Source organism: Arthrobacter sp. DualSoilB13 (assembly GCF_055389195.1).
The window spans coordinates 776,629-795,245 of the sequence record NZ_AP035865.1 but is presented as its reverse complement, the minus strand read 5'-3'; the positions used below and the strand labels follow the sequence as shown (position 1 = coordinate 795,245).

The 18,617-nt window shown below is 63.9% G+C and carries 17 protein-coding genes and 1 riboswitch; of the genes, 12 read left to right on the top strand and 5 right to left on the bottom strand.

Going from position 1 to position 18,617, the window contains the following annotated elements:
* Positions 1 to 5: 5 nt before the first annotated feature.
* The 7 genes from ACZ5J0_RS03860 to ACZ5J0_RS03830 all read left to right on the top strand — a co-directional run bounded on the left by ACZ5J0_RS03860 (position 6) and on the right by ACZ5J0_RS03830 (position 7,788).
* Positions 6 to 983: an ROK family protein gene (locus ACZ5J0_RS03860; protein WP_223942592.1), complete on the top strand. Its 978-nt coding sequence runs from the start codon at positions 6 to 8 to the stop codon at positions 981 to 983.
* Between the two features lie 22 nt (positions 984 to 1,005).
* A complete protein-coding gene (locus ACZ5J0_RS03855) occupies positions 1,006 to 1,692 on the top strand; it encodes an N-acetylmannosamine-6-phosphate 2-epimerase (RefSeq protein ID WP_464094220.1) in 687 nt (228 codons plus the stop codon).
* Positions 1,693 to 1,911: 219 nt separating this feature from the next.
* A complete protein-coding gene (locus ACZ5J0_RS03850; protein ID WP_464094219.1) occupies positions 1,912 to 3,369 on the top strand; it encodes a dihydrolipoyl dehydrogenase family protein in 1,458 nt (485 codons plus the stop codon).
* Positions 3,370 to 3,440: 71 nt separating this feature from the next.
* Positions 3,441 to 4,262 carry a P-loop NTPase family protein gene (locus ACZ5J0_RS03845; RefSeq protein ID WP_464094218.1) on the top strand — a complete coding sequence of 274 codons (822 nt, stop codon included), beginning with the start codon at positions 3,441 to 3,443 and terminating at the stop codon, positions 4,260 to 4,262.
* Complete coding sequence (locus tag ACZ5J0_RS03840; RefSeq protein ID WP_464094217.1) at positions 4,259 to 6,295, top strand: YhgE/Pip family protein; 2,037 nt, start codon at positions 4,259 to 4,261, stop codon at positions 6,293 to 6,295. The genes ACZ5J0_RS03845 and ACZ5J0_RS03840 overlap by 4 nt, the downstream gene beginning before the upstream one ends.
* Entirely contained in the window at positions 6,292 to 6,951 is a 660-nt protein-coding gene (locus ACZ5J0_RS03835) for a TetR/AcrR family transcriptional regulator (protein ID WP_142936612.1), read from the top strand. The genes ACZ5J0_RS03840 and ACZ5J0_RS03835 overlap by 4 nt, the downstream gene beginning before the upstream one ends.
* A 147-nt stretch (positions 6,952 to 7,098) precedes the next feature.
* On the top strand, positions 7,099 to 7,788 hold the full coding sequence (locus ACZ5J0_RS03830; RefSeq protein WP_464094216.1) for a hypothetical protein: 690 nt from the start codon (positions 7,099 to 7,101) through the stop codon (positions 7,786 to 7,788).
* Between the two features lie 51 nt (positions 7,789 to 7,839).
* Here ACZ5J0_RS03830 and ACZ5J0_RS03825 read toward each other — a convergent pair whose 3' ends face one another.
* The gene (locus tag ACZ5J0_RS03825; RefSeq protein WP_464094215.1) at positions 7,840 to 8,754 is read right to left on the bottom strand and encodes an EamA family transporter; all 915 of its coding nucleotides are present in this window, start codon (positions 8,752 to 8,754) and stop codon (positions 7,840 to 7,842) included.
* A 72-nt stretch (positions 8,755 to 8,826) separates the two neighbouring features.
* Here ACZ5J0_RS03825 and ACZ5J0_RS03820 point away from each other — a divergent pair, with 72 nt between their 5' ends.
* Positions 8,827 to 9,744, top strand: coding sequence for a LysR family transcriptional regulator (locus ACZ5J0_RS03820; RefSeq protein WP_464094214.1), 918 nt, complete (start codon positions 8,827 to 8,829; stop codon positions 9,742 to 9,744).
* A 61-nt stretch (positions 9,745 to 9,805) separates the two neighbouring features.
* Here the strand turns inward: ACZ5J0_RS03820 and ACZ5J0_RS03815 are convergent, their stop codons facing one another.
* On the bottom strand, positions 9,806 to 10,330 hold the full coding sequence (locus tag ACZ5J0_RS03815; protein WP_142936616.1) for a SixA phosphatase family protein: 525 nt from the start codon (positions 10,328 to 10,330) through the stop codon (positions 9,806 to 9,808).
* Between the two features lie 175 nt (positions 10,331 to 10,505).
* Complete coding sequence (locus tag ACZ5J0_RS03810) at positions 10,506 to 11,372, bottom strand: winged helix-turn-helix domain-containing protein (RefSeq protein WP_142936617.1); 867 nt, start codon at positions 11,370 to 11,372, stop codon at positions 10,506 to 10,508.
* Positions 11,373 to 11,996: 624 nt separating this feature from the next.
* Here ACZ5J0_RS03810 and ACZ5J0_RS03805 point away from each other — a divergent pair.
* The 4 genes from ACZ5J0_RS03805 to ACZ5J0_RS03790 all read left to right on the top strand — a co-directional run bounded on the left by ACZ5J0_RS03805 (position 11,997) and on the right by ACZ5J0_RS03790 (position 16,460).
* Positions 11,997 to 12,737: a response regulator transcription factor gene (locus tag ACZ5J0_RS03805; protein WP_223941799.1), complete on the top strand. Its 741-nt coding sequence runs from the start codon at positions 11,997 to 11,999 to the stop codon at positions 12,735 to 12,737.
* A gap of 3 nt (positions 12,738 to 12,740) precedes the next feature.
* Positions 12,741 to 14,288: a sensor histidine kinase gene (locus tag ACZ5J0_RS03800; RefSeq protein WP_464094213.1), complete on the top strand. Its 1,548-nt coding sequence runs from the start codon at positions 12,741 to 12,743 to the stop codon at positions 14,286 to 14,288.
* Between the two features lie 98 nt (positions 14,289 to 14,386).
* A riboswitch (cyclic di-AMP (ydaO/yuaA leader) is annotated at positions 14,387 to 14,543 on the top strand.
* Between the two features lie 5 nt (positions 14,544 to 14,548).
* Positions 14,549 to 15,412, top strand: a complete 864-nt coding sequence (locus ACZ5J0_RS03795) for an aggregation-promoting factor C-terminal-like domain-containing protein (RefSeq protein WP_166842901.1) — start codon at positions 14,549 to 14,551, stop codon at positions 15,410 to 15,412.
* A gap of 211 nt (positions 15,413 to 15,623) precedes the next feature.
* Complete coding sequence (locus ACZ5J0_RS03790) at positions 15,624 to 16,460, top strand: glycosyltransferase (RefSeq protein ID WP_464094212.1); 837 nt, start codon at positions 15,624 to 15,626, stop codon at positions 16,458 to 16,460.
* Between the two features lie 15 nt (positions 16,461 to 16,475).
* Here the strand turns inward: ACZ5J0_RS03790 and ACZ5J0_RS03785 are convergent, their stop codons facing one another.
* Positions 16,476 to 17,867: a pyridoxal phosphate-dependent decarboxylase family protein gene (locus ACZ5J0_RS03785; RefSeq protein ID WP_464094211.1), complete on the bottom strand. Its 1,392-nt coding sequence runs from the start codon at positions 17,865 to 17,867 to the stop codon at positions 16,476 to 16,478.
* 51 nt (positions 17,868 to 17,918) lie between these two features.
* Positions 17,919 to 18,611 carry an HAD-IA family hydrolase gene (locus tag ACZ5J0_RS03780; RefSeq protein ID WP_250819600.1) on the bottom strand — a complete coding sequence of 231 codons (693 nt, stop codon included), beginning with the start codon at positions 18,609 to 18,611 and terminating at the stop codon, positions 17,919 to 17,921.
* Between the last annotated feature and the right edge of the window lie 6 nt (positions 18,612 to 18,617).

Sequence of the window (18,617 nt, the reverse complement as noted above, 5' to 3'; positions counted from 1 at the left end):
CTTCCATGACCCACGTGATCGGCGTTGACCTCGGCGGCACCAAAACCGCCGCCGGGGTTGTCTCCTCTTCTGGCGAGGTGTTGATGTCGGACACCATTCCGACGTTGAACCGGGCCGGTGGCGAAGCGATCCTCGATGCCACCGCTGCGCTGATCACGGGTTTGGTGGAGCGCGCTGCCGACGCCGGAATGTCAGTCTCCGGCGTCGGCGTCGGCTCCGCTGGGGTCATTGACGCTGTTGCTGGGACCGTGGTGTCTGCGACCGACGCGATTCAAGGCTGGGCAGGGACTTCGCTTGTTTCGGGGCTTTCATCCCGTCTTTCGCTTCCAGCCACCTCCGTGCGGGCCGTCAATGACGTTCACGCCCATGCCCTCGGTGAAGCCTGGCTCGGCGCGGCTGCCGGATCCTCAAGTTCGCTCATGGTGGCGTTCGGGACCGGCGTGGGCGGGAGCTTCGTGCTGGATGGTTCGCCTGTTCTGGGGCACCGTTTTGTTGGCGGGCACGTGGGGCATTTCGCCTCGCCTTTGGCGGTTTCCGATGGTCTTCCGTTGCCTTGTGTTTGCGGTTCGGCCGGGCACGTCGAGGCCATAGCTTCAGGCCCCGCGATGTATGAGGCCTTCCTGCGGTTTGGCGGTTCTTCCAGTGAGGTTTTGGACACTCGTGGCGTGTTCGCTCTGGCCGCTTCAGCTCACGACGGCGGTGCTGGCGCTGCCACCGCTGGTGACCGCACCGCCGCCTTGCGCGCCATTGACGTCGGCGCTTCCGCCGCTGGCCAGGCCGTGGGCGGGCTCATCAACATCCTTGACCCTGAAACCGTGGTGATCTCCGGTGGGTTGGCCGACGCCGGCGAACTCTGGTGGAAGCCCATGGAGACGGCGCTACGCAGAGAACTGCTGACACCACTGGTTTCTGTGCCCGTTGTTCGGGCACGCCTCGGCAACACCGCTGCCATTGTTGGCGCCGCGAAACTCGTTCTTAAGTAGTCCGTAAGTAAAGGCAGACACCATGATTCTCACCCCCGAAAGCCTCGAAGCTCTCCGCTCTCAGTTGATCGTCTCCTGCCAGGCCTACCCCGGCGAGCCCATGCGCGATCCCCGGACCACGGGACAAGTAGCGGCCTCCGCCGTCATCGGTGGCGCTGCGGCGATCCGCGTCCAAGGTTTGGCCGACGTGCAGTTCGCTCGTGCCGCCGTCGAGGTCCCTGTTATTGGTCTTTGGAAAGACGGCCATGACGGCGTTTTCATCACCCCCACCCTTCGCCATGCCTTGGCCGTTGCCAATGCGGGGGCTCATTTGGTGGCGATCGATGGAACGCGGCGTGAACGTCCGGACGGCTTGTCCTTTTCCGCCACTGTTGCCGGTATCCATGCAGAATCCCATGCCCTGGTGATGGCCGATTGTGGTTCGTTCGATGACGCAGTGGCGGCGGTCGAAGCGGGTGCGGACCTCATTGGCACCACGTTGTCCGGCTACACCGGCGAGCGCGCTAAGACTGACGGTCCGGACTTGGAGCTTCTGGAGCAGATCGCGTCTGCGGACCTGGGCAAGCCACTCATCGCGGAGGGCCGCATTCATACCCCGGCCCACGCCCGCCAAGCCCTCGACGCGGGTGCCTTTGCCGTGGTTGTTGGTACCGCGATCACCCACCCGGCGTCGATTACGGGCTGGTTCAAGGGCGCGATGCACGCGTAGCCCTGCAAACCCCACACAAGCCCTGCAAAGCGGGCCTCACAACCAAGGAGCCCTACGTTGCGAGGCCTGCTCTGCACCCTAAACCCCACGCAAACCCTGCAAAGCGGGCCTCACAACCAAGGAGCCCTACGTTGCGAGGCCTGCTCTGCACCCTAAACCCCACGCAAACCCTGCAGAACGGGCCTCACAACGCGCGGGGAGCGGTTGTAGGCTTTCCCCATGACTGCCGAGAGCTCCCGGGAATTCGATGTAATCGTGATCGGCGCGGGCGCCGTTGGAGAAAACGTGGCGGACCGTGTGGTCCGTGGCGGGCTGACGGCGGTGATCATCGAGAGCGAGCTAGTGGGCGGAGAGTGTTCCTACTGGGCTTGCATCCCTTCCAAGGCGCTCCTCCGTCCGGGTAACGTGCTCCACGCCGCCCAAGTGGTGCCCGGAGCCAAAGAGGCGATCACTGGAACCGTGGATGCCGGGGCTGCCCTTAGGCACAGGGACTGGTTCACCAATAATTGGCAGGACGGCAGCCAGGTTGAATGGCTGGACAGCGCCGGGATCGAGTTGATCCGTGGCAGGGGCCGAATTACTGGTCCCCGCGAGGTCCAGGTGGATGGACTCGATGGCAACAGTTACGCGCTCAAAGCCCACCATGCCGTGGTGGTTGCAACGGGGTCAACTCCCACCATCCCGGACATTGACGGCCTGAGCGACGTACCTTTCTGGACTACCCGCGGCGCCACGGCGGCCAAGGAAGCCCCAAAGCGCTTTGTGGTCCTGGGTGGTGGTGTGGCAGGGGTGGAGATGGCGCAGGCGTTCGCGCGCCTCGGCTCGGACGTCACCCTCATCGCCCGCGGTCGACTACTGAGCAGCTATCCGGAGGAAGCCGCCAACCTGGTGCTGGCCGGGCTTCGCGCCGACGGGGTGGCTGTTCATGTCCACACCGACGTGGAGAAAACAGAGGAGAACGACGACGGCTCCGTGACAGTCGCGTTCGACGGCAAATCACTCACGGCCGATAAAGTCCTGGTTGCCTCCGGGAGGCACCCCGCCCTGGCCAATCTGGGCCTGGAAAATGTTGGCGTTGAAGCACAGGACAGCAAACCCCTTCGACTCACAACGGATGCCAGCGGCTTGGTGGAAGGCCCTGCCAGCGATGGCACCAGCGGACTGTGGCTTTACGCCGCCGGGGACGCGGCCGGCAAGGTGCTCCTGACCCATCAGGGCAAATATGAGGCGCGTGCAACCGGTGACGCAATCGTCGCAAGGGCTAACGGCAAACTCGTCGGGACACCCAAACCGTGGAGCCCGTGGGCCCACACGGCAAACGACCACGCAGTTCCGAGCGTGGTGTTTACAGATCCTGAGGTTGCCTCGGTTGGCCCGAGCCTGGAGCAGGCCCTGCTGCAGGGCAAGAATGTCACGGGCGTGGAACTCCCCATCAACGTTTCCGGCTCGCAGTTGCACTCCCCCGACTACAAAGGCTGGGCCCAGATAGTGGTTGATGAGGACAGGAAGGTCATCCTGGGAGCTACTTTCGTGGGTCCTGGCGTTGCGGAACTCCTTCATTCCGCAACCATTGCAATCGTGGGCGAGGTGCCGTTGGACCGGCTGTGGCATGCCGTTCCTTCCTACCCCACCATCAGCGAGGTTTGGCTGCGGCTCCTGGAAAAGTACGGGCTCTAAATCTCTATTTGAACTGACCAGTCAGTTTAGTTAGACTTTCAGCAGATACCATTTCTGCGAAAGGCTTCATTGTGCTGTCCGTACAGCAACTTCAGATCAACGGCCGCCGGGACGATCTCCTCCCGGCAACGTCACTTCACGTCCGCCGCGGCGAACTCCTGCTCGTGGCCGGAGAGGGCCAGGACCAGCGGACAGCTTTGGCGTTGGCTTTGAGCGGCCGCATGAAGCCAAGCAACGGCGCCCTCAGCTGGGACACCACCACCAAGACCAAGAAGATCCGCCTCGCCAGCGCTTTGGTGGACTCCCCCGGCGTCAACGAACCCGAGCAACACCTCAGCGTCCGCGACCTCGTCACCGAGGACCTCTCCCTGATCCCCCGGCGATACCGCGGCGCACTGCTGAGTAAACCGTGGCTGAAGGTCAACAGCTTCGAGGACATCGCCGGACTCTGGATAGAACAAATTCCCGCCGGCCGCCGGCTGGAACTCCTCACTGCACTGGCCTTGGCTGATCCAGCCACGGACCTCCTGGTAGTGGACTCCCCTGACCGCCACAGTGCCGATCCCGCGGCTTGGTTGCCCCGGCTTCAGGCATTGGCGTCCGACGCCGGGCGGCCGCTTGCCGTCGTCGCCGTCGTGGGTGCCCTCCCGGAGACCTGGACCGGAGCCGCGGCGGTGATCGGAAACTCAGTGACGCATCCCCCTGAACCGGAGGCGGAACCCACGCCCGCCGCACCGCAGGCCACCCGGCCCGAGCCGGCAACCGCCGTCGAACCCCAAACAGCGGACGAACCCAAGGCCAAGCACGCGGCCGAACCGGCACCCGAAACATCCGCAGCCCTCAAACCCGCTGCCCACACTGAATCCGAAAACCTTCAAAGGACTGCAAAGTGACTGTTCTGCGGCTGGCCCGCTCCGAACTCAAGCGCATGACCGGCGGGCTCCTGCCCAAGCTGACCATCCTCGCCCTGACCATGGTCCCGTTGCTGTACGGTGCCGTGTACCTTTACGCGAATTGGGATCCGTACGGCAACCTGAACCAGATCGACGCCGCCTTGGTGGTTGAAGACACGGGTGCCACCTCAAAAGACGGCACGGAACTCCAGGCCGGCAAAAAGGTGGCAGACAGCCTGATTGAGGGCCACGTTTTCAACTGGAAGCAGGTGTCCAGCGCTGAGGATGCAGATGCTGGCGTTCGCACGGGTGAGTACGCCTTCGCCCTGCGCATCCCCAAGGATTTCTCCTCCAACTTGGTCTCCCCCGGGAGTTTCGACGCCGCCAACCAGGCCATGCTGCACGTGACCACCAACGATGCCAACAACTACTTGCTGAGCACCATCGTGGACAAGCTCACCACGGCAGTGCATTCAACGGTGGCCAAGGAAGTGGGCGAGGAAACCGCCAATCAGCTCCTCACGGGCTTCGGCACCATCCATGCGTCCATCGTGAAGGCCGCCGACGGCGCCACGGAGCTGGCCACGGGCGTTGGCAAACTCAGTGACGGCGCCGCGACACTGCACACCGGCACCACCCAGCTGGTTACCGGCGCGGACCAACTCGTGGCCGGGCAGACCCAGTTGCGCGATGGAGCCGTGCAGCTGAACACCGGTGCCGGCCAGCTCAGTTCCGGCCTCACGGAGCTCAGGAACAAGACCGCTACCCTTCCAGCTGATTCGCAGAAACTCGCTGATGGCGCCGCCCAAGTAGCCGCCGGAAACGCCGAGCTGAACGCGAAAGTCCAGGACGTCGTCGGGCAGCTTGAAGCGGCAGACCAGGGCCTCCGCACCCGCGTGGTGGAATCGAACGCGCGGCTGGTGGCGGCCGGTGTGCTGACGCAGGAGCAGGCCGACAAGGTGTTGGCCGACTTTGACTCCGCAGCAGCGTCGGGCCCCGTCACCGATGCAAAAGCAAAGATTTCCGGTGACGCTGCCAAAATCCAGCAGCTCTCCGACGGTTCAGCCGCTGTGAGCGCAGGCGCAGCCAAGCTCGCCGCCGCCACACCAGCGCTGACCGACGCGATCTCGAAGGCCGCAGACGGAGCCGGGCAGCTGAACGCGGGCGCATCAACGTTGGCCGCCGGGCAGCAGACCGCCTTGGACGGCGCTGCCAAGCTCGACGACGGTGCCCACCAACTGGACGACGGTGCAGGCCAGCTCGCCAGCGGCGCAGTGACCGCATCCGATGGGTCACATACCCTGGCCACCGAGCTTGCGAAGGGCGCAGGAGACATCCCCAACCCCAACGATGAGCAAAAGAACAGTGTGTCCAAGGTGATCGCGGACCCGGTGGCCGTGGACAACGTGTCCCAGGCCAAGGCCGGATCCTATGGCGCCGGGCTGGCACCCTTCTTCCTGACCCTGGCCCTCTGGATCGGCGTGTTCATGCTGGTCCAGGCCATGCGGCCCATCACCCAACGGGCCTTGGCCTCGAACGCCCCCGCCTGGAAAATCGCCGTCGGAGGCTGGCTGCCGTTCTTCGTCGTCTCGGTGCTGCAAGCCACCATCCTCACCCTGGTGGTTGACCTCGGCCTGGGCCTCAACCCCGCGCATCCCCTCGGAATGTGGCTGTTCATGCTGGCGGCCGTAATGGCGTTCAGCGCGATCATTCAGGGCATCGTGGCGCTCATGGGAACTCCCGGAAAGTTCGTGGTTCTAATCCTGTTGGTGCTGCAGCTCGTTTCCTCGGGCGGAACGTTCCCGTGGCAGACCACCCCCATGCCGCTCCATGTTGTGCATGAGGTCCTGCCCATGGGATACGTGGTCACCGGCATGCGACACCTGATCTACGGTGGTGAGCTCAGCATGATCTGGCCCACCGTACTGGGTCTGCTTGGATACACTTTGCTGGGAGCGGCACTGTCAACGCTCGCCGTCCGCAAGCACAAGATGTGGACCCTCAAGACGCTGAAGCCGGAGATTGCAGTATGAGCACCACCGAGCCGGTCCCTTCCGCCGCCGATTCCCAGGGAGGCGAACCAGGCCCTGCCGGGAAAAAACTACGTCCCGGCCGCACCAACGCCACCAAGCAGCGCCTGTTCGAGGCCTCCATGGAGCTGATCGGCGAGCGCGGCGCTGCGGGGGTCACCGTGGATGAGATCGCGGCCGCTGCGGGGGTGTCCAAGGGAACGGTCTATTACAACTTTGGCAGCAAATCCGATCTGATCGCACAGTTGCTGCGGCACGGTGTGGACATCATGCTGGTCCGGCTGCAGGACGTTCGGGGCAACAGCAACGACCCCCTGGAGTCCATGACCAACATGGTGGGGCAGGCCATGGAGTTCATGGACGACTACCCCTCCTTCGCCCGGCTGTGGGTCAGCGAAAACTGGCGCACTCCCGGGGAGTGGAGTGCCGTGTTTGCCGAGCTCCGGGCTGAACTTCTGGCCGTGATTGGCTCGGCTGTGGAGAGCGTTGCGGCGGGCTACAAGGTGGACGAATCGATTGCACGGGGTTCTTTGGAGGCGGCGATCTTCGGTGCCATCTTCGTGGTGGGCCTGGACCGGCAGACGTACAACCCGGAACGCACCCGCGAGCAAAGCGTTGCGGCCGTGATGACCATCATGCACGGGTACGTCATCAAGTAACGCTGCCTCTCCTGGCGTTGTGAGGCCCGCTCTGCAGGCCTAAACCCGCGCGAACCCTGCAGAGGAGGCCTCGCAACGGTACGCAATTGGAATCTGAAGCGGCGTGGCGTGGCCACTTGGTCGGCGATGATTAACCTCATGCGTCACATGGGGAACAGCGGGAAGCTTGCGGTGGTGTCCGCGTTCGTCTCGCTCGGGCTGTTAGTGCTGGCCGCAGTAGTGCTGGAGGAACTGGTGTTGTACCTGTTCCTGGGCTCCGTGCTGATCTGCTACCTGGCGTCCCTGATCCAAGTGTTCAACCGCCGACGCTATCTGGTGATCCTGCTCGGCGCAGTGGGCACCAGCTTGTTCATCGGGTGCAGCATTGCGTTCTTGCGGATGTGGGGCATCGCATTTAGCCAGGACGCCGCTGCGCTGGGCAGTGCTCCCGCCGGCGGTGCTCAAGCCGGCGGTGCTCCAGCCGGCAGTGGTGCACTGGGCGGCCCGGCCATCCCGGCCAGCACCCAGGACTCGGACATCTATTTCTACTTGGCCGTGGCAGCCGGCATCGGAACGCTGGCGGTGCTGTTCCTCGGAGCAGTGGTGCCGTCGTTTGGTTCGCGGGCTGCGGCGCCTCACAAACGGCCCCCGACGCCGGTGAAGCGAACCCCGGCGCCCCGCAAACCAGCTTCCCGTCCGGCCGCACCTGTCAGACGTCCGGCTGGTTCGTCCCCAAGGCCACCCACTGCAACCAAGGCTCCTGCAGTCAAGCGCCCCGCACCGCGTACGCCAACAACGTCAGCCAAGCGGCCGACGTCGAGCGCTTCTGCCCAGCGCAAGCCGGCCCCGAAGCGCTAACGCACCTCCGAACGTGCGTTGCGGGGCCCGCTCTGCACGCTTACGCGGGATCTATAGGCGCAGAGCGGGCCTCACAACGGGAGTTTCCGGGCGGATTTTGCGTCCGGTACCCAGGACGGCGGTGGCAACTCCCAGAAGGAGGATCAGCCCGCCGAGGATCTCGGTCAGTGTGGGAATCTCGTTCAAAACAAGCCACGCGGCCGTCATCCCCACCACAGGGACCAACAGCGTGAAAGGCACGACGTCGGAACTCGGGTACAGCGACAACAGCCGGTTCCAGATGCCGTAGCCAATCAGGGACGCGAACACGGCCGTATAGATGGCACTCAGGATGGTAGCGGGCTGCAGGTCGGTGAGAGTGGCCCACACGATGCCCGGTCCGTCCACCAGCAGCGACAAACCAGCCAACGGGACCGGCACCACGGCACCGGACCACACCACCAGGCCCAACCCGGAGGCGGCTTTGGAATGCCGGGCCACCACGTTGCCGACCGCCCAGGACAACGCCGCGGCCAGGACAATCATGAGCGGAAGCACCGGCGCCACGGCGCTGCGCCCCACCGCCACTACTGCCAAGCCTGCGATGCCCAGAGCCACGCCCGCCAATTGGCGGCGGCTCGGCTTCTCACCGAGGAACCTCGCCGCCAGCAAAATGGTGAACAGAACCTGCGCCTGAAGTACCAAGGACGCCAAACCTGCGGGCATCCCCAAGGCCATGCCCAAGTACAGGAGGCCGAATTGGCCGGCACTCATGAAGAGCCCGACGCCGACAATCGCCTTCCAGCCCACGTCCGGTTTGCGGATGAACAGGATGAAGGGAAAGACCACCAGCAGGAAGCGCATGGCGACGAAGAGCAGCGGCGGGACTTCCCTGCCGTTGGTGTGCAGGCCGAGGTCTATCGCGACGAAGTTGATGCCCCACAGGACAGCGACTACGACGGCAAGGGCGGAGTGGCGAAGGTTCACACGTACACTCTGGCCTTCTTTTGGTTGAAGCACCAGCGTTGAATTCAACATGGAACAGCGTAGATTTGCTTCATGATCGACATTTCCTCCCTGAGGGCCTTGGTGGCCGTGGAACAGCACGGCTCAGTTGTGGCGGCGTCGGACGTCATGGGTTTCAGCCCTTCAGCCATTTCGCAGCAAATCAAGAAACTTGAGAAGCAGACCGGCGTCACCGCGCTGGAACGCAATGGCCGCGGGGTGCTTCTCACGGAACGCGGCCTGGCTTTGGCGGGCTATGGCAGGCGGATCATGGGCGAGCTCGAAGAACTCCAGGCGACACTGCTGGCCGATCCCGCGAAACCTTCAGGCCTCCTGAGGCTCGTTGCGTTTTCCACAGCCTGCCGAGGCCTGGTGGGACCGATGCTGGGGCGCATGGCCACCGCCCACTCCGCGTTGGACATCACCGTGCTGGCCGAGGATCCCCGCGAGGCTGTACAAAGAGTGGCATCAGGCGAAGCGGAACTCGCGGTTGTCCATAACTGGAACTCGGTGCCCTTGGTGATCCCGGAGAACCTGGTGCTTGAGGACCTCTGCATCGACCAAGCCGATGTCCTCGTCAACAGCACCCACCCACTTTCCGGAAGTGCCGCCGTCGAGCGTGAAGACCTACTCAACGAAACCTGGATCAGCACCCCGGCAGGAGCCATCTGCAACGAAGCATTGCTGCAGATCTTTGCCGGGCTGGGCAAGGTCCCCGATATCCGCGTTTACGATCCCGATTTCTCCACCCACATCGCCATGGTGGAACAAGGCGTGGCCGTGGCACTCGTTCCGAGGCTCGGCAGGCCACCGCTTCCCGCCGGCGTGGTTGCCATCCCGGTGATCAACCCAGTGCAGCAACGGTCCGTGGGCGTGGTGTACCGGAAGACGATGACCGCCAGCCCCAACATCCGAACCGCGGTGCGAATGCTTCGCGAGGTGGCGGGCGGACTTCCCCTGCCACAGGGGTGACCAGGAGCGATCACGGCCGCACAGTGGGCACGGCGAAGGCGTAGCGGCTATTTCGCAGGACCTACTTGCGGGGAACCGCGAAGTGCGTGAGCCGGGCGTCCTGCCCGTCCAGCTCAGCCCACGATTTTTCCGTTTCCATCACCGTCAACGCACTGGTTGGGTACCTGGTGGCGGCATCCATATAGGCGTCGTGGTCAGAGTCGCGCGACGCCAAGTGCATAGCCAGATCCTGGACTCCAGGCATATGCGAGATCACCATCAGTGTGGTCACAGTGTCCGGGACGTGGTTGATGACCGTCAACATGCGGTTGGCCGAGGCGGAGTACAGGCCGTCCTCAAGTTTGGGCGTCGGTGCTTTGTCGCCCAGTTCGTCGCACACCCAGGTGCAGGTCTGGCGGGTTCTTAATGCTGACGAGCAGAGAATGAAGTCAGGCACCACGCCCTGCTGGAGCAACCATTTGCCGGCCAGCGGAGCCTCCCGGTGCCCGCGCTCCTCCAAGGGGCGCTCATGATCAGGCACGCCGGTAGGCCAATCAGCCTTGGCATGCCGCATGATCACCAGGCGCTTAATGTGATGGTCACTCATAACCCAACCCTATCCGCCGCAGGCCCCCGTGGCTTCCTGACCTTCTTTGGGAAAAGAACAGCCCTTGGTCAACCTGATGTGGTTGCCCAAGGGCTGTTGGCAGATCAATGAGGGTCAGGACCGCACGCAGCGCCGGCGCCCGCCGAGGCCAGTACTCTCCCGGGCTGCGTGGTGCTTAGATCGAGTATTCCGGAGCGGCCCAGACAATAACTTCGGGGTGCTCGTAGAAACGGTAGCCCTGGCCGCGGACCGTGCGGACCGTGTTGGCGAGGCGGCCGAGCTTGGAGCGGAGACGCCGGATGTGGACGTCGATGGTGCGCTCGTTGGGTACCTCTTCGGCGTTGCGCCATAGTCCCTCAAGCAGTTCGTCGCGGCCCACGGTGCGGGTGCCGTTTTCGACGAGGTAGTTGAGGAGTTCGAATTCCTTGAACGTCAGGTTCAGCGATTCGCCATCCAGGTGCACTTCGCGGCGGGCGAGGTCAATCAGCACGCCGGACGGACGGGATTCCTGCTGCGGCGCCGGACGGGCAGCTTCGGTGCGCTGGCGTGCGGCAACAGTGGGGTCACCGAACGTGGAACGCACGACGTCGAGGGCTGACCCGGGTGCCCCGGCGGGGGCCACTGCGACGGCGGCATAGCTTTCCGCGCCGGTCACGAGGGACTGGGCGTAGGCCCGGATTTCCTGGGCGAGCTTGGCGATGGATGTTCCTGCAGCGGCAGCAGTTTCTTCGTCAATTCCCATGTACAGGACAAATCCGCGGGCCACGTTGTCGTTGGCGACGGGGCGGAGTTTGTCCGACTGGGCAATCACAGGAGTGGGTGCAGTCATGGGTGCCGGCTCTGCCGTGGGGACTGCGCGCAACTGGCCGTAGGAGTTGGGGTTGTAGCCCTGGGGCACATAGCCGGGGGCCTGCTGCCCGGCGCCCTGGGGAGCCGGAGAGTAGCCGGGGCGGCTGCCGAAGCCGGGGCGAAGCCCTGCGTTTGACGCTGCCTTGTTGGCGTTACGGACGGAGATGTGGACGTATCCAGATGCAACTGACATGGAGTGCTTACCTCAAAAGTGAATAGCCGTCATCGCGGCTTCGAATGCTGATTGTCCCCGCAATGAGTTTGGGGAGGGGCGCCCAACGCTGGGCTAGGGGGCGAATGCCTGAAACTTCTTGGGGTGGAAAGTTAGGCTTGCATTCGACAACAGCGGTCATCATGGCCAGCGGGTTCGCTGGGCCAGGTTGCTGCGGCTGCAGGTGCTGTTGAGTTCTTGTTCACATTGGAAGTGTGCAACGTAACAATGGCAACACGCAAGTAACAAAGCGTCGAACCGTCCACATTTTGAGACGTTGAGGTCTATTGTGCCGCAAATCACAATTCAGCCGGGCCTATAAATGAATGGCATTTCATTCGACCACAGCCGGGAATATTCGCCATTAAGTGAATTTTCTTCGGTGAATCTGGCCAGAGTGCCGCGTCGGTTCCCACGAACGGGCATGCGGCGGAATCTCACGATCTGAAACAGTTGCTGTCCAATCACACTAAATGGCGGTTCAACAAATTTCCCGAAAAAATCTGCTACAAGCTGTAGAAACAGCTCTCTCGCTAGTGTTGGGTTCACAGCGTCTTCACAGGACCGGCAAAGCGCTGGCTAACCAGCAGAACGGAGAGTTGTCCCATGGCCTCCTCGCACTCCATGACCAACAACCTTCCCCAACTCTCCCATCCGGACGGCTCCCCCATCCGCGCCCTTGTGGTGGACGATGAACCCAGCCTCGCCGAGCTCATGAGCATGGGACTTCGAATGGCGGGCTGGTCCGTGGCAGTGGCCGGGGACGGGCCCGGGGCCGTAAAACTGGCCAAGGACTTTCGCCCTGACGTGCTGGTCCTGGACGTCATGCTGCCCGGCTTCGACGGCGTGGAGGTCCTCAATCGCATCCGCACCTTCGCCCCGGAAGTTCCCGCACTGTTCCTCACCGCCAAGGACGCCGTACAGGATCGGATCGTTGGGCTCGCCGCCGGAGGGGACGACTACGTCACCAAGCCCTTCAGCATGGAAGAGGTCCTCCTACGCCTCCACCGTCTGGTCCAGCGTTCCGGGGTGGCGGCCATGGACACTGCCGAGCTTGTGGTGGGAGATCTCACGCTGAACGTGGACACCCGCGAAGTCACCCGGGCCGGCGAGGACATCCCGCTCACCGCCACCCAGTTTGAACTTTTGCGCTACCTCATGGAAAACCCCAAACGGGTGGTCAGCAAAGCCCAGATTCTGGACCGGGTGTGGGACTACGACTTCGGTGGCCAGGCCAACATCGTGGAACTGTACATCTCCTACCTACGCAAGAAGATCGAAGCCAACCATCCACCCATGATCCACACCATCCGTGGCGCCGGGTACGTCATCAAGCCAGCGGACTAAGCGTTGAGCACACTGTCAGGAGTGGCAAAAAGCTCCCGTATTCCCGGAAATCCAGAGCGCAGCTGGCTCAATCCGTCCACCTGGCACCTGCGGACCCGACTGGTCCTGGTGGCCATGGCACTCCTGGTGGCCATCTGCGGAGCCGTGGGCATTGTCAGCTACGCGTCCATGGACATGGTCTTCAACAGGCAGCTCGATAGGCAATTGGAGCAGGCGTCCAGCCGCGCGACCGACTTCGGCAGGCCGCCGTCGAACTTTCCCACGAACCCCTCCGGAAGGCCTGACCCGCTGGAGGCGCGCGGCCAGGCCGCGGGAACGCTCAACGCGAGGATCGACGGCTCAACCGTGAGGAGTTCGGGGCTCATCGACGCCCAAGGCAACCGCGTTTCACTCTCCGCAGCCGATGAGCAGGTCCTGTTGTCGCTCCCCAAGGACAACGTCCCGGTGGATCGGTCCCTGTCCAATGGTGACTACCGGCTGGTGGCAGTGGACACCTACGGTGATGTGATCGTGACGGGACTGCCCTTGGCGGACAAGCAAAGCGCCGAGGCCTCGCTGGTGTGGACCATGGTGTTGGTTTCGTTGGGCGGATTGGTACTGATCGGCCTCGCCGGAACAGTGATCATCCGGCGGACCATGCGGCCGCTTGAGCAGCTCTCCGAGGTTGCCACCAAGGTTTCGCGCCTCCCCCTCGACGCCGGTGAGGTCGCACTTGCGGTGCGCGTACCGCCGTCGGCCGCTCATCCCGGAACGGAAGTTGGAAGCGTTGGCCATGCTCTGAACCAGATGCTGGAGAACGTCGCCAGTGCGTTGGAAGCACGGCAGGAAAGCGAAACCAAGGTGCGTCAGTTCGTCGCTGATGCCTCACACGAACTCCGCACACCGCTCACCGCGATCCGAGGCTACACGGAGTTGCTGAGGATGACCGAGACCTTCACCGACGATGGCCGCAAGTCGCTGGCAAGGGTCCAAAGCCAATCGGAGCGCATGACCACGCTGGTTGAGGACCTGCTGCTGCTGGCGCGCCTGGACGAGGGGCAGCCCGTGAAAGTCGAGGACGTTGACCTGACCCAATTGGTGATCGAAACCGTCAGCGATGAGAAGGTCATGGCGCCGGATCACATCTGGCACCTCCAGCTCCCCGATGAACCTGTCACGGTCCGCGGCGATGTAACGCAATTGCACCAGGTGCTCGCCAACCTGCTGTCCAACGCGCGCAAACATACCGATCCCGGCACCACCGTGGTGACAGGCGTCATGCTCTCCGCTGATGGCAGCGCAGTGGTCACAGTCACGGACAACGGCCCGGGCATTCCGGTCGATTTCCAAGGCCGGATCTTCTCCCGTTTTGCCCGCGCTGATGCCGCGAGATCGGGTTCTGAAGGCACCTCCGGACTGGGCCTTTCCATTGTGGATTCGATTGTTGCCGCCCATGGTGGCACCGTGGAGGTGACCTCCCGGCCCGGGCGCACCGAGTTCGCACTGCGACTTCCCACGGTAAGCGCCGGAGAAAGTCAGACAAGCCGGCAAGGCGACTCACCGGCGTCGTGATCTCTGTTACCTAAATGTGACTTCTGAAGAAACCTCCTGTACCGTCGAAAGGGTGGGTTTCCCCAAGGACCCACATCCGGGATGCGCCGAGCTCTGCCACTTCCCGGAGTCCGTTCTTCTTTGAGGCAGAGACGGGGGACCCACAGTCTCCGGGCCTGGCAATGTGCCGCCCTAGGGGTGAAGCCGCAGCGTGACGCGCGGCCGGATGACCTCATCCGAACCCGACAGCTAACTCCGCAGGCGCTGAGAGGTCACACAACATGTCTGAATTTAACGATCAGACGCGCCCTTCTGCGCGTCACCGCGACGAACACAACGCACCGCTCACCAAGTCGCAGTCCGTCCTCAAGAACGCTGCCCGCCAGGGTAAGTCCGGCCACCGCATGTCAGTCGTAGCCGGCGTTGTTGCAGCCGCACTGGGTGTTGCATCGCTCGGAACCGCCGCAAACGCCGCGTTGACTCTCCCTGAGGCGAGCCGCGTTGCCGGGACCCAGGCTGCTGCCCAGGTCAGCGCCAACAAGTCAGCTGAAATCTCCGCTTCCTTGGATGCTGCCGCCGCCAAGGGCGCAGCTGACCGGGCTGCCGCGGACAAGGCAGCTGCTGAGAAGGCCGCTGCCGACAAGGCTGCCGCTGACCAGGCCGCTGCTGAGAAGGCTGCCGCTGACGCTGCAGCCAAGCAAGCCGCCGACGCCGCTGCCGCCCAAGCCGCAGCTGAGAAGGCTGCCGCTGACGCTGCAGCCAAGCAAGCCGCCGACGCCGCTGCTGCCGCCGCCGCTGCGGAAGCTGCAGCTGCCGCAGCCGCCCCGAAAGCCGTGGACGACCCCGCCGCCGCCAAGGCCTACGCCGCCAGCATCCTGGGCAACTACGGCTGGAGCGCAGCTGAGATGACCGCACTGAACACCCTGTGGGAGAAGGAATCCAACTGGAGGACAACTGCCACCAACGCTTCCAGCGGCGCGTATGGCATTGTCCAGTCCCTCCCGGCCGGCAAGATGGCCTCCGCTGGTGCTGACTGGCAGACCAACTACCAGACCCAGATCAAGTGGGGCCTGAACTACATCAAGGAGCGCTACGGATCCCCGTCCGCCGCTCTGGGCTTCCACTTGGCCAACAACTGGTACTAAGCCAGACCGCTTCATTGCCGCGCCCGTTCCCGCCGTCCGCCCCAGTACCCACTGGAGCGGATGGCGGGAACGGATGCGGCTTTTGCTGTTTTACAGGCGCCACCCGTGGTTCACAGGCGCCACCCGTGGTTCACAGGCGCTGCCCATGGTTCACAGCGCGGTCACAGCCTCCGCCTAAAGCCCACATAATCGGCCGTCGCATGCTGGATATATGACGCTCACAGCTCCCCGGCCAGCACTGCATCGGACGGTGCAAGGCACTCCCGCCAGCACACCCGCGCTGGCTCCCGTCCTGGACATCGCCATACCCGTGTTCAACCAGGAAGTCCGCCTGGAAGAAAACCTTCGCAGGCTGCACGGGCACCTTGCAGACACTCTTCCGCACACCTTCCGGATCACTGTGGTGGACAACGCCAGCACGGACGGCACCCTGCGGATCGCCGAACGCCTGGCGAGGGAATTCCCCGAGCTTATGGTGGTCCGTCTTGATCGAAGGGGCCGCGGAAACTCCCTCCGTAAGATCTGGTTGTCCTCCGCGTCACCGCTGCTTGCCTATATAGACCTGGACCTGTCCTTCGACCTTTCGGCCGTGGCTCCTCTTCTGGCCCCGCTGATGTCGGGCCACTCAGACCTCGCTGTCGGCACGCGTCTGGCAAAGGCTTCGCACGGGACATTTAGCCACCACCGTGACGTCATTGCACGCGCCTACAATTTTCTGTTGCGCGTCCTGACGGGAGCGCGCTTCTCCGATGCTGAGTGCGGGTTCAAAGCCATTCGTGCCGACGTCGCCCGCCAGCTGCTCCCCTACACCCGCGATGAAGCATGGTTTTTCGACACCGAACTGCTGATCATCGCTGACCGCTCCGCTCTGCGCATTCATGAGGTGCCGGTGGACTGGAGCGACAATCCCGACTCAAGTGTCGACGTCGTACGTACCCTTTTGACCGACCTCAAAGGGTTGGCGGGGCTGACCCGCAAACTGCGCCGCGGGACAATTCCCGTCGCCGGGCTTCGCGCCGAACTGGGCCGGGGCCCTCACCGGCACTGAACTTTCCGAAGAGCGCTACGCCTCCGGTTCGGCTTCCACCGCGCCCCGTACGGCCGCGATGGACGCGGCCACATCACCAGCGTCCGTGGTCCAGTTGCTCACAGAGATCCGCAGGATCTCACGTCCTCGCCATGACGAACCGGACATCCACACCGCGCCCTCGGCCATGAGCCGCTGGGTGATGCGGTGCGTGCGATCGTCACTGCCGAAACTCACGGAGACCTGCGTGAACACGACGTCGTTAAGCACTTCCACTCCCGGGATCGCGGATAGTCCTTCAGCCAAAGCACGGGCATTTGCCGCAAGACGGTCCACCATGGAAATCACGCCGTCCCGGCCCAGCTGCCTCAGTGCCGCCCACACCGGAATGCCGCGGGCGCGGCGGGACATCTCCGGAACTTTCTCGAAAGGGTCCCCCGGTCCGGCATCAGTGGCTATCAGGTAACTGGTGTGAACACTGAAAGCACGCCTCAAGGCTTCCGGGCGGGCCACGATTGCCAGGCCACAGTCGTAGGGGACGTTCAGGGTTTTGTGTGCGTCCGTTGCCCAGGAGTCGGCGTCCTCAACACCGGCCAGCCGGGTACGCAGCGTTGGGCTCACAGCCGCCCACAAACCAAAGGCGCCGTCCACATGTACCCATGCACCGCGATCGTGGGCCACAGCTATGGCCTCCTCCATGGGATCAAACGCACCGGAGTGGAGGTTGCCGGCCTGCAGGCAAACCAAGGATGGCCCCGGCTGCTGATCCATGGCATCGGCCAAGGCATCGGGAAATATCCTGCCCTCGTCGTCGGCGTCTACCGGAACGCATGCGCCCAAGCCCAGGTACCGCAACGCGAGATCGACGGCCGCGTGCCGTTCCCGTCCTGCAAAGGTTGTGATGCGCGGTGCCCCGTTGAGGCCGAGTGCTTCGAGGTCCCAGCCCGCCTCGTCCATTAAGTACTGGCGGCCAGCCGCCAGCCCCACGAAATTGGCGGTGGTGGCGCCAGTGGTGAATCCGACGTCGGCGGTGGCGGGCAGGTGCAGGAGGTCCAAAAGCCAGGCGGCGGCAGATTCTTCAATCGCGGCAGCGGCGGGGGTGGCGAACCGGAGCCCGGTGTTCTGGTCCCAGGCGGAGACGAGCCAATCGGCGGCCATGGCAGCAGGGAGGGTTCCGCCCATGACCCACCCAAAGAATCGACCGGACTGGATCGCCATGAGCCCGGGTTCAGCCAGGGCGGCGAGCTCATCAATGACTTCGGCGGCATCAGTGGCTCCGGCCGGAAGACGCGGCAGGATGCTCCCGGCCACCTGATCGGCATCCGAGGAAGGACGGACAGAACGGGTAGGGACAGACGCAAGCCAGTCACCGGCGTGGACCATAGCCCGCTCCAATGCAGCACCGTACGCCTCCGGCATCGCAGACATGCGCACAGCCTACGCCCGGTTCACTGCGCCGAACAGACCGGGCAGAAAACCTTAGAGCGTTAGCGTCAGGAGGTGCCCGCCGTCGTCGTCCTTGACCGCTGTGACCGTCACTGCGGTGTAGTCCGGGATCCGCCACATGCCCGGTTCCAATTCGCCGCCGGCCTTGCCCACCACAACGGTCCGCATCCCCGCTGCACGGGCGGCAGCAATACCGGCAGGCGCGTCTTCGAAAACCACGACGTCGGCCGGGTCGGCTCCCAGGAGCGCCGCCGCCTTAAGGTACCCCTCCGGGTGCGGCTTACCGCGGGTGACTGACTCGGCGGTGACCGCGGTGGACGGCATGGCGAGCCCGGCCGCCTCCATGCGGATCCCGGCAAGGATGCTGTCGGCGGAGGTGACAAGCGCGATCGCTTCATCGGGCAGCGCGGCCAGCACAGCTGCCGCGCCGGGGAGGGCGATCACGCCATCCGTCCGGGACCGTTCCATCTCGCCAAGCTCAGCGGTCAAAGCTTCAAAATCAGCACCGGCGGGCGCGTACCGGCGCACGGTGTCGCCGGCTTGGACGCCGTGGGAGGTGCGGAGGATCTCGTCGAAATCCAAGCCGTAGCGGTCGGCGAACTCGGACCACACCTGCTCCACGATCGCTGTTGAATCAACCAGTGTGCCGTCCATGTCGAAGAGGATGGCGCGGGCGGTCAACGTAGGCGTCTCAGCGGGGAGAGCGGGTTCGGCAGGATGGCTCATGGTTCC